Below are 16,957 nucleotides of genomic sequence, written 5' to 3' on the forward strand. Positions count from 1 at the left end.
ATGTGACTTATGACACAGGTTATCGTATTTACCATAGACGGTGAAAAATATGGCATTGATGTAGATCATGTTCAATCCGTTGAACGCGTTGAGCAGATGACACGCGTGCCAGGAACTGCTCAAGAAGTGCTCGGTGTAATGAACATGCGAGGAGCGATTACGACGCTAATAGATTTGCGTATTGTCATGGGAAAACCAGCCGCAAAACTAACGAAGAACACACGATTATTGCTACTTGCAACTGAAGACGACCCTCTTGGCGTGATGGTGGATGAAGCGAGAGAAGTGATCCAGATTGAAGAGGATGAAGTCTCTGACAGTTTGAGCTCAAGCTCAAATTCTGCCATTAGTCAAGGTGTTGTGAAACGCGGGGATGAATTAATCTTTATGATTGATGCGACTATGATTTACAACTAGTCACCCTTTTGTCTTGATTGTCTAAACAAGAAATCAATGGCCAGAATAAACAGCCATAACAGAATCATTATAACCATGACGGTATGGGCGCGCCCGTCCTCAAGCACAATTACAGCAATATAGAAAAGACCGTTAGCGCCCCAAATGTTATAAAACCAAGCATTTGTCACTGTAGAGTAGAACAACAAATAAGCAGAAACTGACCAACAAGAAAAAACAATGCTGACCGTCATAAGTGCCATCTGTTCGGTTCCTGGGGTTAAAAAGACAATTAACCCCGTGGCGATAACGACGATGAGTGAAAATACAAAGCGATCACGGGTTTCCATACAAACACCTTCTTTAATAAGTCGTGCCTTTCATACATACATTGTTAATTTTTGTATATGTTAACAGGTAGGTCATGTTGAAAGGAAGAGATGAATTGAAAGCTCTATACGTCAAAATAGCAGTAGCAGTCGCTTTGTTCGTGTCATTTGTCGTTCCGATGAACGTTTTTGCAGCGCAAGATGAACTTCCTCCCTTACGTGGTGGGAGTGAAGAGGATGTGAGAGATCCTGACCCTGTGACGTTTACCCAGTTAAAACAATCCTTCCCTGATTCATTTTACTATATGGGAGACCCAAACGAGAAACAGGTTGCCCTCACGTTTGATGATGGGCCAGATCCAAGACACACCTCACAGATTTTAGAAGTGTTGGACAAATATGATGTTCTCGGTACGTTCTTTGTGCTCGGAGCAAGAGCCGAAGCATATCCAGAGTTACTACAAGAGATCGATGAAGCCGGTCATGATATCGGTTCGCACACGTTTTGGCATCCAAACTTAACAGATGACGACGACGAAGAGGATCTCGTCGCGAGGTTGGATTGGGAGTTGACACAAACTGAGCGTGTCGTTGAAGAGAGTGTTGGGTATAAGCCGAGGCTTTTCCGTGCTCCATATGGCAGCTTAAATATCGAATTAATGGAGCACTTAACCGAACAGGGCAATATTGCGGTTGGATGGAATGCGGACTCACAAGACTGGCAGCAAATCCCTTCAGAAGAGATTGTCGACATTCTACGTAGTGAAATTAGTCCAGGAAGCATCGTTTTGATGCATGATGGTGGGAATTGGGATCAGACTATCACGTCAGCGGATGCTCTAGATACACTCATTCCAGAATTGCTAGCAGATGGGTATGAGTTCGTGACCGTGTCGGACATGCTTGACGTTGATCGAGCACTCTAATAACAGCGCCGAATGCAAATGCATTTGGCGCTTTATTTCGGTTGTTTGCAAAGACGTCGATAATTGCAATGTTTTACTCATATACGTGTCACAATAAATCGTGTATCATAAATGCAGAATGATGTGTTCAGGGGATGAAAGCATGAAACCTTACCAAAGCTATGAAAAACAATACGACATTAATATGATGTTTGTATTATTTATTTTTGCTGTTTTGAGCTGTTTATACATTTATTTTGCTGTAGGAAATACAACGATCGTTATTATGCAAGCTGCTTTTTTTGTGGCCGGATTTATTATCGCGATTGTCGTCATGCACTTTGACTTTGAATATTATTTAAATTTGCATTGGATTAGTTATGCGTTCGGATTGTTCATGCTCATTGTGCTAGAGATTGTTTCTCCAAGTAGTCTAGCTCCTGAGCGGTTAGGGGCGACCCGTTGGTTTGATCTCGGTTTCGTGAATTTACAGCCTTCAGAGTTTATGAAGGTATTTATTATCGTCACACTTAGTGCCATTATTTATAAACATAACAATAGCTGGACGCCAAAAGAACTTAAATCCGATTTATGGCTATTAACGAAAATGGCTCTCGTCATTATTCCACCAATTCTGTTGCTTCGTTCTCAACCGGATATGGGGATGGTCATGATGATGCTTGCCATAACCGTCGGGCTAACACTCGTCTCAGGAATGTCTTATAAGCTGCTTAGTCTTTTATATGGAATTCCATCCGTCATTGTTGGCGCATTTATTGTTGCGTATTTTCGTTTTCCAGACTTCGTGCAGAATGCGTTCTTTAGACATATCGAAGACTATCAGGTGAACCGTTTTCATGGGTGGTTGCGACCGCTGGAGAACCCAGATCAAGGTTATCAAGTGGCGCAAGCAATGACCGCAATTGGTTCTGGTGGATTGACAGGAAACACAGAGCATGACGTATACGTTCCCGAAGCGCATACCGACTTTATTTTTTCAATCGTTGGAAGAGAAACAGGGTTTCTCGGAACGGCTCTCGTCATTACATTGTTCTTTATTCTGTTCTATCAAATTATGATGACCGCCATTCGTTCTCACCATAGCTTTGGCACGTATTTATGCTCCGGTGTCATTGCACTGTTTACATTCCAAGTGTTTCAAAACGTCGGCATGAACGTTGGCTTACTTCCTGTTACCGGCTTTACGCTTCCGTTTATGAGCTATGGAGGTAGTTCTCTCTTCAGTTCGATGCTCGCGATTGGCATTGTGCTCGGAGTCCGGTATCATGCGAAGAGTTATGTGTTTGAAGAGAAATAGCGACGAGCGGTTGATCCATAAAAGCCTTAGGATAAAAGTTATCCTAAGGCTTTTTTATAAAGTCCAAATGTGGCCTTCAATAGAGGAATTAAAGGCGGATTTGTTTGGAACAAAAGGCAGTGGATCCTAAGGGAGGAGTGGCGCTGCGATTTCCCGAAGGTCAATGAATCTAGATCATTTGGGTGAGTGATCTACACCGCTAACCTCCGAGAAAATTCCCCACGCATCTTCAATGCCGAAAGTAGTGAAAAACTCTCTATATAGGATGAACAAAAGCAATGCATTGGATGCCAGAATGTAGAGATTATCTCGTGATTTCATGCGATTGATTGTTATGACAAAAATGTATTCATATCTCTTTCACATAGCGAAATTACTTCAATGGTATTTGTATCGAGCGGGGCAGGGCATGGTTCGCATTGTGCGCGCTAGTTTTCAATTTCTGCGATCAAGTTAGCTCTTTTTAGCGATTTTAGCGCTCATTTCGTAAAACTTGCGCGCAGTTTGTTCCAACTGGAGCGCAGATTGGACGAAACCTAACTCCTTACGACCTGTCGGTCCCAGCGGGACCGAACCAAAATTGGTCTCGATTCGGCGCGACTCGCGCCGACAGAAGTTTGGGGTTTCAACTCGGTGTTCGGGGCAGGGCGTGCGACTCAATAAACATCGCTTTGGAACTAGATTGTTGTTCAATTTCTTTAAAGTGCTGAATATGATCCCATAAACGGACGTTTGGAACTAGATGTCTATCGATTGGAATCAGAAAGAGTCAAAATGGTCACTTATGAGTGAATCTGATTCCAATCGATGATCTTTGGAACCCGTTCTTCCGTTCCAAGATCAAAACTTTGCAACTTAAAAAACACGTTGGGCGTCTTTTGGCCACCGATGTCGCCCTTGTACTCTGGAGTGCATCCGCCTGCAGTGAAAATCAATAAACGATACTGATGTTAATGTCCCGAAAACTTGCAACCCATCGAAGATATGAAACTCATTCATAGAAAAAAGGGCTGTGCCCAAGGTCTATTTTAAAACCTTTTGGGACAGCCCCTTTCCTTACTCATGCTCTTTTAATAATCTGTTGATGTTTCTTCTTCGGCAGGTTCGACTTGTGGCTTACGAGCCAAGCACATAATACCTGCAATGATGAAGAGTACAGATTGAATGATGGAGCCGCCTAGCGTGAGAATGACCATAAGCGCACCGGATACAATAAGAAGAATACCCGCGGTTTTGGCATTTCCATTAATTTTAATAAGACCGATAATGGCAAGAATCATACCAATAACCATAACGACAACCGCAAACCAGCCAATCGCAGAAAACATAGAGAATACGCTTAGCATCATATCAATGTCCTCGCTGTTTAATGCCGGATCGTTCGCAAGATCAGCTTCGAGTTCTGCTTGCAACTGGTCAGAGCCAAAAGCTGCGCTCATAACAACAGTTCCCATTGCGGTAAGAACAATAACTAAAAAGTTCACTGCAACCCCAATCCAACCTAGTACCTTTTCTCCTGTTCTTTTCATCTTTAATCACCTTTCCCTCATTGAGCATGGTACAATCTTCATACCCGAATTAGCAGTAATGCAATCCTTTACGGTTACATTCCTTTTATTATACTACTATATGAGTCTATTCATGAACAACTCAATGAATTTGTAATATGAGGTTTAAAAATAAGCGAAAACGTAAACATAATAGATAGAACTGATTGGAGGAGATGAACATGGCAGATAAAGTATTTACAACGAGTGCGACTGCTTCAGGTGGTCGCGAAGGACAAGTTAAATCTGACAATGGTGTCATTAATGTAGGACTCACGATGCCTAGCGGAGATGATATACCGAGTGATGCGTCAAATCCTGAGCAGTTATTTGCGTCCGGTTATGCAGCGTGCTTCGACGGTGCGCTAAACTTAATGGCAAAGAAAAGCAAAGAAGAAATTGATTCAGAAACAAGAGCAGAAGTCAGCTTGCTAAAAGACCCAAGTGACAATGGCTTTCAACTTGGCGTCAAACTTCATGTGACGGTTAAAGGGGTTGACCAATCAACAGCTGAACAACTGGTAGAAAAAGCGCATGAGTTTTGTCCTTATTCCAAAGCAACTCGTGGAAATGTAGATGTTTCTTTAGAAGTGGCTGCGAAGTAACTCTATCATACGAAAGTGCCTGTCCACTAGTGACAAGGCACTTTTTTAATGAAAGCAAACGACCTGTCAGATACGCATTGGCAACATTTACTCGTGCAATCCTACTTTAGTGCAGATGACTTGATATTCTCTTTCGGTTATTATAAGTTTAGAAGTAAACAATTCGTCACATACTGAAGAAGTAAAAATCCCAAAGCGTAGTGAATAAGTGTTCAACACTTGAGTGTTCATGAGGCTCTGTGAGGAGGGGTTTTCGATTAGAACTGCTAAAATAGCAAAAGAGTCGGTGTGGTTATTAGAATCGTTACGACTAAACACAGTTCGAAAGCCAAATATCGAATGCAACATTTGTGGGAAGAATATAAAGCATCGTTATCTTAAGTTAGGGACGAGAAGAGGCTGTTATTATTGCCTATTAAAGTTTTTGAACCACACGAAGTTTGATAATTACCGCTTGCGTGTTGTAAACAAGCCTGCAGACCCTGGAGTGGATACTGTGCAGCTCATGGCAGACTTGCGCTTCATTATCCAAAAACGATCGATTGCAGGGCTTGTTAGAGACGAAAGAAATAAAGAAAATGACGATGATTTATATGAAATTGTCGAATCATTTAAATCAGAGTAAACATCGTTGAGTACACAGGCTTGGGTTTCTTACCTAAGCGTGTGTTTTTTCTTCGTGTTTTTGGATAGGAAGCGAGGTAACTCATGGCTCACTCAGCAATTGAAGAGTTTATTCGTACGCATGCATTGCCTGCGACGATTAAACGAGGGAAGAAGTATGTGGCAGAAGGCAGAGTAAGAAAGATTCAAGAAGGAAAAGACGAGCGCTATACAGCGGTCGTTCTAGGTCAAGATATTTATGACGTGTCATTTACTGTTGGAGACGAGAGTATATTAGCGGACTACGACTGTACATGTCCAGCATTTAATAGTTACGGGGGCGTCTGTAAACATATTGTAGCTGTGCTTTATCAATGGGGGAATCAGACCAGTTCTACACCTGCTGCAAGAAAAAAGACAAATGCAGATCCTTTGAAAGTTGAGCGTTTCATTGATAGCTTTGCTGATTTGTACGATATGCAGCGTGACATTCATTCAGAGCGGGAACCGTTGCGCGTCGAATACCACATCCACTTTCACCCAGTAAATTTATTTACGAGTGGTGGGTATGCTGAGCTAGAGCTTAAAGCAGGGATAGATCGTGCGTACGTCGTCAAACACATTTTCAGCTGGTTGCAAGCGGTTCACCGTCGAGACAGTTATCCTTTTACAAAGTCATTCACTTACCGACCGATGGAGCACACATTTACGGAAACTGATAAGTGGATCATGGAGCAGTTAATCCAGTTAATGCAGTACAAAGAAGAGTCATTCATCTACGCTCAAAAGGCGGTTAGGAGGATCCATCTACCTGGATCTGTTCTGATTAAGCTATTGGAAGAGCTCGACCAGAACGACATTTTTATATACATCGATGAAAAACTTGTTCCATTTCAGGGAATAGAAAACGAACGTGCATCACTGCCGTTACAGTTTCATTTGGACGCCTCCGAGGACGGGGCGGAGTTTGAGTTAGAGTGGAAAAATCTCGAGAACATTCACTATTTAGGATCTGAATATGAGGCATTTATGGAAGAAGGGGTCGTTTATTTCTTAGACGAAACTGAGCGACACATCTTCGAGAGAATGTATAAACGGATGAAACGCGAACAAGGCAGATTGGTCGTGCCTATAGCGATGCTTGAACGTTTCCTATCATATATTCTTCCACAGCTAGAAAAGATCGCCAATGTTGACGTAACGAACATCGCTGATCGTTTGGTTCAAGTGGCGCTTACGCCGACATTGTTTGTCGAAGGGGACGGTGAACAATTGCAAGCTCGTTTACAGTTCCGGTATGGAGATCGTGAGATCGATCCGTATCAGCGTGAAGAAGATACGAAAGAAGGAGACATTGTTCTAAGAGATATCCAGAAAGAACAAGAAATTATGAGCGTCATTGAGAACATCCCATTCACATATAATGAAAACGGACTCACGCTATCAGGAGAAGAGTCCATCGCCCATTTCTTATTAAATGATGTCCAGCAGCTTCAAAAAGATACAGAGATGCAATTTACCGAAAGTGTCAAAGATCTTGTGTATGATCCAAATGATGATCCGACCATCTCAATTGAATTCAATAGTCGCATGAAATGGCTAGATATTGATTTCCAATTCGCCGATGTTTCCTCATCAGAAGCAGAAGAATTATTACAGGCAATGAGGTTAAATCGGTCGTATACAAAGCTGTCTAGTGGAAAATATGTTGACTTATCTTCTGAGCAAATGGATGATGTTCGCCATGCGATTGGAATCGTAGGGGAAAATGGTCCAATACAAACAAATATGAATGTTCCTTTGTATAAAGCGTTTCAGCTTAACAATCAACCACATACACGGTTTGATGAGCGAGTGAAACGTCTCATTGATGATGTATCAGAGCCAGGGCACCATCAAATAACACCGCCTGAGCCTGTCAATCAAATGATGAGAGACTATCAGCGTACAGGTTTTCAATGGTTGTCATCACTTTCTGTCTATGGATTCGGAGGCATACTTGCGGACGATATGGGGCTCGGGAAAACGATTCAAGCGATTGCTTACTTGTCCGATTACACTCGAAAGAATGAAGGGGCACGGTCGTTAGTTATTGCACCAGCATCATTGCTTTACAATTGGAAAAAGGAAATTGAACGGTTTGCGCCGAATTTACATGTAGAGATTGTTCATGGCAAAAGAGATGACCGCGAAAACATCCTCAGAGAACATGCAGATGTGTATATAACATCTTATCCATCCGTTCAACGTGATGAGTCACTTTATCAGCACGCCGTTTACGATAACCTCATCCTTGATGAAGCGCAGTTTCTAAAGAATGAACAAGCGAAAACAACGAAAGTCGTGCGTTCCCTCCGCAAGAAGCATGCATTTGCGTTGAGTGGTACACCGATTGAAAACCGTAAAGAAGAGCTCTTTTCGATTTTCTCGATTGTGATGCCTGACCTCTTTCCTTCAAAAAAAGGATTTATGGAATTGTCCAACACTCGCATTGCTCATCGGATCCGACCGTTTATTTTGCGAAGGTTAAAGACGCAAGTGTTAAAAGAACTGCCTGAGAAACAAGAGTCTGTTCAGTACACGGAATTAAACGATATTCAAAAGCAGCTTTATGTTGCTCAAGTCGAGCAAATTCGTGCAAAGCTTCAATCGGCTGTTCAGCGTGACGCCTTTACTCAAGAGCGGTTTGAAATTCTAGCAGGGCTAACGAGGTTACGACAAATCTGTTGTCATCCAGACTTAGTGATGAATGAATCTGGGCATACATCGAATAAAATGGAATTTCTCATGTCTTACATTGAAAATGGCCTGTCGTCGGGGAAGAAAATGGTGATCTTCTCTCAATTCACGTCAATGCTCGCCATTATTGCTTCTCGATTGCAACAGAATGAATGGGGATACCATTATTTAGATGGAAAGACGCCAGTAAAGGATCGACTTGCGATTGCAGACGCATTTAATGAAGGTGACAAATCCATCTTTCTCATTTCTCTCAAGGCCGGTGGCACAGGGTTAAACTTGACTGGCGGGGATACGGTCATTTTGTATGACTTGTGGTGGAATCCAGCTGTTGAACAACAGGCAGCAGACCGAGTCCATCGATTCGGACAAGAAAAGAATGTTGATGTCGTTCGTATTGTGACGACAGGAACGATCGAGGAGAAAATTGCAGCACTTCAAGACCAGAAAAAAACACTTGTGAATGACATTATCCAACCCGGTGAGACGATGTTGCATTCACTGACCGTAAAAGATCTGGACGAATTGTTAGATACGAATGATCTGAAGGCTTAATATTCGTATCTGTGGGGGGAGTGGGATGCAGAGTAAAGGTTCAAGTGGCACGTTTATATTACTACTCATTCTCGGTACAACACTTATTTCTGGATGTCTTGACGCTGAAGAAGTTGATGTCGACGTCTTCCCTGAAGAAGGAGAAGACGATATCGAGCAAACAAATGAGAATGAGCCAGACCTTAATGAGTTAGATGAAGAAAGTTTCATACAACGAGTGGTGGAAGCGTTAGCTGATGCAGATGAGGATTACCTTAATATGAACATCCAATCATCGATGATCGAGATGAACGAAGAGATGATGGACCGTTTATATGCAGTATTTGCAAATGCGGATGTGTCTAGCATAAATGTGTATGAACAACAAGATGAGCTGGAAGATAACGAAGTGGAATATGAAGTGGTAGTTCGAGCTGGCTTCACCGACCCTGCATATGAAGAATTGTATGGGGAGGACGTGCAATTGACGTTGGACCTTCAATTGTACCGTGAACAAAATGACTGGCAAGTATCACACTTGTTTATGCATACCCCCATACCGACAGATCATTCAACTGACGATGAGGTAAAGTTCATCACTCCTGAACAATTTGCTCAGGAATACTATAGTGAAGTCACCAACGAGAACTGGGAAGTGATTCCTTCATATATTGCGGATGAGTGGCAGCAACAAGAAGCGCTGACCGACCAAGAGCTAGCAGAACGATATGCGATGCGTGTTCCTCGGGTAGAGGATGCACAAGTCCTAATGGGGGACGTTTTTCATGAACAGATCCAACAAGCGATCCCGGATTTGCCTGCCATGAAAGCAGATGAAACCTCGTATATCGTTCGAGCCGAGTATAAATTAGAAGGCGAAGAACGGTTTCTCGCTGAAGATCTATTGCTTGTCCAACAGGATGAACGCTTTCGTATTGTTGAGTTTCATCAATATGATGCTTTTGAATCAATCAATTAAGGTGGTTTACCAACAAGGTGAACCACTTTTTCGTGCGTAAATGAATATTTTTCTCAATTAGGCATTGAAACATTCGGCTGAGATGATATAATCAGAAGTGCCCTCGTTGATAATGAATCTCATTTGCATTATTACTTGGACTTTGAAAGAGGAGGGTTGACCAAAGTGCTATAGTCATTTGGATAGAATATTATGATGCAACTTAAATACTTAATACCTACACTTATATTACTGTCAATTATATCCCTCTTCGTTGGGGTTCAAGATTTATCAATTTGGAATATCCACCGTTTTACTGAAGAACAGTGGGAAACTCTTTTTATTAGTCGCTTTCCTCGACTGCTCGCTATTATTGTTGTTGGTGTCAGTTTGAGTGTATGTGGACTCATTATGCAACAGCTGACACAAAACAAGTTTGTGTCACCAACGACAGCAGGGACGCTTGACTGGGCAAGGCTTGGGATTCTTGTTGCCATCATCATGTTTGCCGGTGCAAGTACGATGGAGAGGCTTCTCGTCGCCTTTTTGTTTGCGCTAGGTGGAACGTTCTTGTTTATGAAGATCCTGGAGAGAATTCGCTACAAGAATGTCATTTTCGTACCTCTCGTTGGTTTGATGCTTGGAAGTGTTGTTAGTGCAGTTACAACATTTTTTGCGTATCAATATGACCTCATTCAAAGTTTAAATGCGTGGATGCAAGGAAGCTTTTCCCTCGTATTAAGAGGAAACTATGAGATTCTGTACATTGGGATTCCGCTCGTTATCATTGCATTTATCTTTGCAAATCGATTTACGGTAGCGGGTATGGGAAGAGATTTTTCATCGAATTTAGGATTGAATTACAAACAAATTATGAACATCGGTTTGTTAATCGTTGCCATAATTACAGCTGCTGTTGTTGTCACGATCGGTTCCATACCGTTTTTAGGTTTAATCATACCGAACATTGTAAGCATTATGCGCGGGGATAATTTACGGAACAGCTTGCCACATACGGCACTGTTCGGGGCGATCTTTTTACTTGTATGTGACATTCTTGGCCGTGTGCTCATCTATCCATATGAGATTCCTATTGGCCTTATGGTAGGTGTGATTGGAAGCGCACTCTTCCTATTTTTACTGCTAAGGAGAAAGTCGTATGCAACGTAGAACAAAGTGGATCTTTATTATACTCAGCGTCCTGTCACTCGTGCTTACGGTTACATTCTTATTTATTGGACTCACTCCGGAAGGGTGGGACTATGCACTGCCGAGGCGAGGTAGAAGTGTCGCAGCCATTATTATTGTAGGTGCGGCGATTGCATTCTCTACACTCATCTTCCAAACAATCACGAACAATCGAATTCTTACACCGAGTATTATCGGTCTGGATTCTTTATATATGCTCGTTCAAACATCGCTCGTATTTTTCTTTGGAACGTTAGGCCTTGTATCAATGTCTCAAGGGACCAACTTCATGATTTCGATTGCTCTGATGGTTGGTTTTGCGTTGCTTCTCTATACGATGCTCTTTAAAGGTGAACAGCAAAATATATACTTTCTATTGCTCGTCGGCATTATATTTGGAACGCTCTTTTCAAGCTTGTCAACGTTCATGCAAGTGTTGATTGATCCAAATGAGTTCCAGTCGATACAAAACCGAATGTTTGCCAGCTTTAGTAACATTAACGTAGATTTATTATGGCTCGCTTGTATCATTCTTTTACTCACAATGATCTATGCGTTTCCATATTTGAAATACTTGGATACACTGTCTCTTGGACGTGATCACGCTGTGAACCTCGGCATTCCTTATGATAAGGTTGTACGAAGATACTTGATCATTATTGCGATTATGGTGAGTGTGTCCACAGCGCTCGTCGGACCCATTCTGTTTCTAGGATTGCTCGTTGTAAACGTGGCAAGAGAGATGCTTTCAACATTTCGACACTCACAACTGGCCATTGCCTCCGTTCTTGTTAGTATTGTGGCACTCGTTGGAGGAACATTAGTTGTAGAAAGAGTGTTTGCTTTTTCTGCCCCGCTTAGTGTAATCATCAATTTCGTAGGCGGCGCATACTTTATTTATCTTTTATTGAGGGGGACGAAAAACTAATGGCTATGAAAATGCTAGAAGTTGAGAAACCAGCCGTTCATACTGAAGTTGCTGCACTAGAGGTGAAGAATGTCTCAAAAGCTTTCGACGGAAAAAAAGTCGTTGAAGACGTTTCTGTCGCAGTGAATAAAGGAACATTAACCTCGTTTATTGGTCCAAACGGCGCCGGAAAAAGTACGCTCATCTCAATGATGAGTCGCCTTCTGGACCACGATACAGGTGAAGTGCTAGTTGAAGGAAAAGAAATTGGCAAATACAAAAGTGATGAACTAGCGAAAAAGGTTTCCATTCTCAAGCAATCCAACAACATTAATATTCGTCTCACCATCCGAGAATTGGTAAGCTTCGGTCGCTTCCCATATTCCAAAAACCGCCTGACGAAGGAAGATTGGGCATTTGTTGAGAATGCGCTTGACTATATGAACCTTCGCGACATTCAAGATAAATTTTTAGACCAACTGAGTGGTGGACAACGCCAGCGTGCGTATATTGCGATGGTCCTCGCTCAAGATACGGACTATATTATTTTGGATGAGCCACTGAATAACCTAGACATGAAACACTCTGTTCAGATTATGAAAACGCTGCGCCAGCTGTGTGATGAGCTTGGAAAAACGATTATTATCGTCGTTCACGATATTAACTTCGCCTCGTGCTATTCTGATGATATCGTAGCGATGAAGGACGGGATTGTCGTTGAAAAAGGCCATTGCCACGACATTATTAATCCGACATCCTTAAAAAACATTTATGATATGGACATCAATATTGAAGAAGTGAACTGCAATAAGATTTGTGTGTACTTCACGTAAGCATTCATAAACTTAGGGAGGTGGGGCTTGGGGCTTACGTTATGCACATAGAAAAGAGAGAAACAAAGGTAATCAGCCGTTACCGAAAGTGTGAAATCCATAGCAAGGGTTACGATAAAGGGGAAATATCGTAAAGAATGAAGGAGAATGAATAATGAAGAAGTTTTATGTACCGTTTCTATCTGTATCAATGATGATGGCACTTGCTGCATGTGGAGGTGCTGAGGAGGAAGAAAACGGCGCTGACGCTACAGGCGACGATGCAGCAGGCACAGATGAAGTGGAAGACACAGAGGATGACGACGCAGCAGATGGAGATTCTGCAGGTGAAGTCGTTATTGACCATGAGCTCGGAGAGGCTACGGTTCCAGTTGAACCAGAAACAGTTGTTTCTTTTGACAACGGAATTACAGACTCAATTCGTGCAATTGATGGCAACATTTCAGGCATTCCACAAGCAAATAACGTACCAGGATACTTATCAGACCTCGAAGGAACGGCTGAAGATGTAGGTAGTTTATTTGAGCCTAACTTCGAACTGATCAATGAGATGCAACCAGACGTCATTTTCATTTCAGGTCGTGCGTCAGATGCGTATGATGAGCTAAGTGAAATTGCCCCGACGGTATTCTTAGCAGTAGACAACGAGAACTACATGGAGTCATTTGAGTCCAATATGCATGTTCTTGGTGAAATTTTCGCTGCTGAAGATGAAGTAGAATCACAACTTGAAGCGATTAATAACGACATTGCAGACATTCAAGAACGTGCAGAAGCAAGCGATGAAGATGCTTTAATTCTTTCTGCTGATGAAGGTGCTGCAAGTGCGTACGGTGAAGGTTCTCGTTTTGGATTTATCCATGACGTGTTAGGCATTGAAGCGGCTGATCCAAACATTAGCGCTGAAACGCATGGCGATAATGTCTCTTTTGAATATATTGCAGATGTAGACCCAGGTTACATCTTTATTCTTGATCGCGGGGCAACAGTGGGAAGCGACGCAGAAGCAAGTGCAACGGAGGTCATTGATAATGAACTTGTTGCGCGTACTGCAGCTTACCAAAATGACAACATCGTGCCACTAGACGGAGATTTCTGGTACTTAAGCGGTGGTGGACTTGAGTCTGTTCAAGGTATGGTTGATAACATTAATGAGCATTTTGAACAATAATAAAAAAGCAGTGTCCCATTCGGGCACTGCTTTTTTTCTGGTTTATGAAGACATGTAATCACCACCATTAATATGAATGGTTTGGCCGGTCATGTAGGAGGCACCGTCTGAGGCTAAAAATACATATGCGGATGATAGTTCACTCGGTTGTCCAGCTCGTCCCATCGGTGTGTTTGCGCCAAACTGTGCGACTTTATCCTGGTCAAATGAAGAAGGAATTAGTGGTGTCCAAATCGGTCCAGGAGCAACGATATTCACTCGAATCTCTTGGGAAACAAGAGATTTTGCCATGCTTCGAGCAAACGCTGTAATCGCCCCTTTCGTACTCGTATAATCGATTAATGTCTCGTTGCCGATATGAGCGTTAATTGATGATGTAAAAAGAATCGTGTCCCCTGGCTTTAGATGTGGCAATGATGCTCGCGTCATAAAAACGTGAGAATAGAAATTCGTGCGAAACGTGAGCTCTAGTTGTTCGTCGCTAATATCTAAGAGACTGTTTTTTGGATATTGAACAGCACAATTGTTGACGAGGATGTTCAACTCACCAAAATGGGCAATGGTGTCTTGAATTGCCTGATTACAGGATGTGGAGTCTGTTAGATCAGCATCTATAGTTAGGCAACATCCCCCACTTTCTTCAACGAGTTGTTTCGTCTTTGTCGCATCTGCATGTTCGTCCAAATATACAATCGCAACGTTCGCACCTTCATTAGCATAGGCAATCGCAACGGCGCGGCCAATGCCGCTATCCCCACCCGTAATCAGTGCAGTCTTGCCTAGTAATTTACGGGTTGGTTTTGATGAGGTGTCGGGTTGCGTTGGCAACGGGTCCATGTTGGCTTCACTACCTGGTTGCCTGCTTTGCGTTTGAGGCGGGAATCCGCCAGTTGGGTATCGATTATCGTCCATGTTACGTAAGTACCTCCATCATAAAAAGTTTCTCATAGTATAAGCAAAACTGATGGAATTATTTTTTGTGTAACGTATGATAAGATAGGGGAGTGAAAGGGGCCGTTTATGAGTGTACTTATTGCACATTCCTTAAGAAAGACGTATGGAGAGAAAATACTATTAAACGATGTATCATTTAGTATAGAGTCAAAACAACGAATCGGATTAATTGGGGCTAACGGTACAGGGAAGACGTCGCTTTTAAATATTCTTTATGGGAGTGATTCTCCTGAGCATGGTGAGGTGAATCATGCAAACAAATTCACGGTTCAATATGTAACGCAAGAACCTGAACTCGATGAAAGTAAAACGGTTTTAGATACGGTGCTTGATGGACCGTCGACGGTGATGCGAACGCTGCGTGACTACAACAAAGCGCTCGTAAACTATGAGTTACAGCAAGGGTCTGACGCTTCAGAACAAGCGTTGTTTAAAGCGCAAGCGAATATGGACGCCCATGATGGCTGGGCTGCAGATACGAAAGCGAAAACGGTGTTATCAAAGCTCGGTATTAAACAACCATCTGCGCTTGTTGGCACACTTTCTGGTGGACAGAGAAAGAGGGTGGCTCTCGCACGGGCTCTTATTGAACCTGCAGACTTGCTCATCTTGGACGAGCCGACGAACCATCTAGACGCAGAAGCCATCGCTTGGATGGAATCATTTCTTCTTCAATACGAAGGCGCAATCGTAGTTGTAACCCATGATCGCTATTTTTTGAACCGAGTAACGCAAACCATTTTTGAACTAGATCAAGGAAATTTATATCAATATGATGGAAATTACGAATTGTATCTGGAAGAAAAAGCGAATCGTGAACAACAGGCCATCAAATCAGAAGATCGTAGACAAAACATTTTGCGTCGAGAGCTTGCTTGGCTCCATCGAGGAGCGAAGGCCCGGTCGACAAAGCAAAAGGCGAGAAAAGACAGAATACATGACATGAAATCGCAAACCGGTCCAAAAGAAGAAGAGCAACTTTCTTTTTCGACGGCTAGCACTCGTTTAGGCAAGAAGGTGATTGAAGCCGTTCATCTCTCAAAACAAACACCGACGGGGACGTGGTTGTTTAAAGACGTGGATGAGCTCATTACCCGGGGGGAACGCATCGGTATTGTTGGAGCAAATGGAAGTGGCAAGACGACATTCCTTAATGTGTTAGCGAAACGCATTCAACCAGATGCAGGGGAAGTCATCCAAGGTGAAACCGTGAAGATCGGCTATTTCACACAAGGTGAAATGGAAATTGATGATAGTCAACGAATGCTCGAGTACATTCAAGAAGGTGCATCGGTCATTACGACGAAGTCAGGTGTGCAAATCACTGCAGAACAAATGCTTGAACGTTTCATGTTCCCTCGCTCAATGCATCGCACACTGATTTACCGTCTATCTGGTGGCGAGCGTCGTAGGTTATATTTGTTAAGGGTGTTAATGGAGGAGCCGAATGTACTGTTTTTTGACGAACCGACGAACAATCTTGATATTCCAACATTACGTATTCTAGAAGAATATTTGCTAGATTTTCCAGGGTCGGTCGTGACGGTATCCCACGACCGCTACTTTTTGGACCGGGTCACCGAACGACTTCTTGTGTTTCGTGAAGATGGCAACATTGATCGATTCATGGGGGATTACGAAGACTATGTGAAACAGGTCGCCGAACACGCGAAAGAATCCAAACACACCGATAAGGAGAAAACAAAACCTGTACAACTGAAACAACGAAAAAAATTATCATACAAAGATCAACAAGATTGGAACACGATTGAAAGCCGCATTGACAGCTTAGAGCAAAAAAAGGCAGAATTAGAAGAGGACATGAGTCGCTCAGGTAGTGACGCGTTATTGTTGCAAGATCTGCAACAGCAAATTCACGAGCTGGACAATCAGATCGAAGCATTGATGGAGCGGTGGTCTGAACTCGCTGAACTCATGGACGAACAGTAAACCAAATTAACGGAGGAATA

General features: G+C 42.6%; 15 protein-coding genes. 12 read left to right on the forward strand and 3 right to left on the reverse strand.

The window, feature by feature from the left end:
* Window positions 1-9 precede the first annotated feature (9 nt).
* The gene (locus ACE1TF_RS00325; protein ID WP_375013374.1) at window positions 10-417 is read left to right on the forward strand and encodes a chemotaxis protein CheW; all 408 of its coding nucleotides are present in this window, start codon (window positions 10-12) and stop codon (window positions 415-417) included.
* Here ACE1TF_RS00325 and ACE1TF_RS00330 read toward each other — a convergent pair.
* Window positions 414-746: a hypothetical protein gene (locus ACE1TF_RS00330; RefSeq protein ID WP_375013376.1), complete on the reverse strand. Its 333-nt coding sequence runs from the start codon at window positions 744-746 to the stop codon at window positions 414-416. The genes ACE1TF_RS00325 and ACE1TF_RS00330 overlap by 4 nt on opposite strands.
* Before the next feature lie 74 nt (window positions 747-820).
* Between ACE1TF_RS00330 and ACE1TF_RS00335 the strand changes: the two genes are divergently transcribed.
* Together ACE1TF_RS00335 and ACE1TF_RS00340 are read left to right on the forward strand one after the other, a co-directional pair.
* The gene (locus ACE1TF_RS00335; RefSeq protein ID WP_375013379.1) at window positions 821-1,651 is read left to right on the forward strand and encodes a polysaccharide deacetylase family protein; all 831 of its coding nucleotides are present in this window, start codon (window positions 821-823) and stop codon (window positions 1,649-1,651) included.
* 142 nt (window positions 1,652-1,793) lie between these two features.
* Complete coding sequence (locus tag ACE1TF_RS00340) at window positions 1,794-2,948, forward strand: FtsW/RodA/SpoVE family cell cycle protein (RefSeq protein WP_042399122.1); 1,155 nt, start codon at window positions 1,794-1,796, stop codon at window positions 2,946-2,948.
* A gap of 1,070 nt (window positions 2,949-4,018) precedes the next feature.
* Here the strand turns inward: ACE1TF_RS00340 and ACE1TF_RS00345 are convergent.
* On the reverse strand, window positions 4,019-4,477 hold the full coding sequence (locus tag ACE1TF_RS00345) for a DUF4064 domain-containing protein (RefSeq protein WP_042399125.1): 459 nt from the start codon (window positions 4,475-4,477) through the stop codon (window positions 4,019-4,021).
* A 200-nt stretch (window positions 4,478-4,677) separates the two neighbouring features.
* Here ACE1TF_RS00345 and ACE1TF_RS00350 point away from each other — a divergent pair, with 200 nt between their 5' ends.
* The 8 genes from ACE1TF_RS00350 to ACE1TF_RS00385 all read left to right on the forward strand — a co-directional run bounded on the left by ACE1TF_RS00350 (window position 4,678) and on the right by ACE1TF_RS00385 (window position 14,033).
* A complete protein-coding gene (locus tag ACE1TF_RS00350) occupies window positions 4,678-5,100 on the forward strand; it encodes an organic hydroperoxide resistance protein (protein ID WP_042399128.1) in 423 nt (140 codons plus the stop codon).
* Window positions 5,101-5,386: 286 nt separating this feature from the next.
* On the forward strand, window positions 5,387-5,725 hold the full coding sequence (locus tag ACE1TF_RS00355) for a hypothetical protein (protein ID WP_152548974.1): 339 nt from the start codon (window positions 5,387-5,389) through the stop codon (window positions 5,723-5,725).
* 83 nt (window positions 5,726-5,808) lie between these two features.
* Entirely contained in the window at window positions 5,809-8,997 is a 3,189-nt protein-coding gene (locus ACE1TF_RS00360) for an SNF2 helicase associated domain-containing protein (RefSeq protein ID WP_375013384.1), read from the forward strand.
* 25 nt (window positions 8,998-9,022) lie between these two features.
* Window positions 9,023-9,955, forward strand: coding sequence for a hypothetical protein (locus ACE1TF_RS00365; protein ID WP_375013386.1), 933 nt, complete (start codon window positions 9,023-9,025; stop codon window positions 9,953-9,955).
* 195 nt (window positions 9,956-10,150) lie between these two features.
* Window positions 10,151-11,104 carry an ABC transporter permease gene (locus ACE1TF_RS00370; protein ID WP_375014076.1) on the forward strand — a complete coding sequence of 318 codons (954 nt, stop codon included), beginning with the start codon at window positions 10,151-10,153 and terminating at the stop codon, window positions 11,102-11,104.
* Window positions 11,094-12,050: an iron chelate uptake ABC transporter family permease subunit gene (locus ACE1TF_RS00375; RefSeq protein ID WP_042399143.1), complete on the forward strand. Its 957-nt coding sequence runs from the start codon at window positions 11,094-11,096 to the stop codon at window positions 12,048-12,050. Before ACE1TF_RS00370 ends, ACE1TF_RS00375 begins: the two co-directional genes overlap by 11 nt.
* Window positions 12,051-12,055: 5 nt before the next feature.
* Entirely contained in the window at window positions 12,056-12,862 is an 807-nt protein-coding gene (locus tag ACE1TF_RS00380; protein ID WP_375014078.1) for an iron ABC transporter ATP-binding protein, read from the forward strand.
* Window positions 12,863-13,016: 154 nt separating this feature from the next.
* A complete protein-coding gene (locus tag ACE1TF_RS00385; RefSeq protein ID WP_375013388.1) occupies window positions 13,017-14,033 on the forward strand; it encodes a siderophore ABC transporter substrate-binding protein in 1,017 nt (338 codons plus the stop codon).
* A 42-nt stretch (window positions 14,034-14,075) separates the two neighbouring features.
* Here ACE1TF_RS00385 and ACE1TF_RS00390 read toward each other — a convergent pair whose 3' ends face one another.
* Entirely contained in the window at window positions 14,076-14,945 is an 870-nt protein-coding gene (locus tag ACE1TF_RS00390) for an SDR family oxidoreductase (protein ID WP_375013390.1), read from the reverse strand.
* A 108-nt stretch (window positions 14,946-15,053) separates the two neighbouring features.
* Here ACE1TF_RS00390 and ACE1TF_RS00395 point away from each other — a divergent pair, with 108 nt between their 5' ends.
* On the forward strand, window positions 15,054-16,937 hold the full coding sequence (locus ACE1TF_RS00395) for an ABC-F family ATP-binding cassette domain-containing protein (protein ID WP_375013392.1): 1,884 nt from the start codon (window positions 15,054-15,056) through the stop codon (window positions 16,935-16,937).
* Window positions 16,938-16,957 lie beyond the last annotated feature (20 nt).

The sequence above is a fragment of the Geomicrobium sp. JSM 1781026 genome (genome assembly GCF_041949955.1).
Lineage (GTDB): Bacteria > Bacillota > Bacilli > Bacillales > Marinococcaceae > Geomicrobium_A.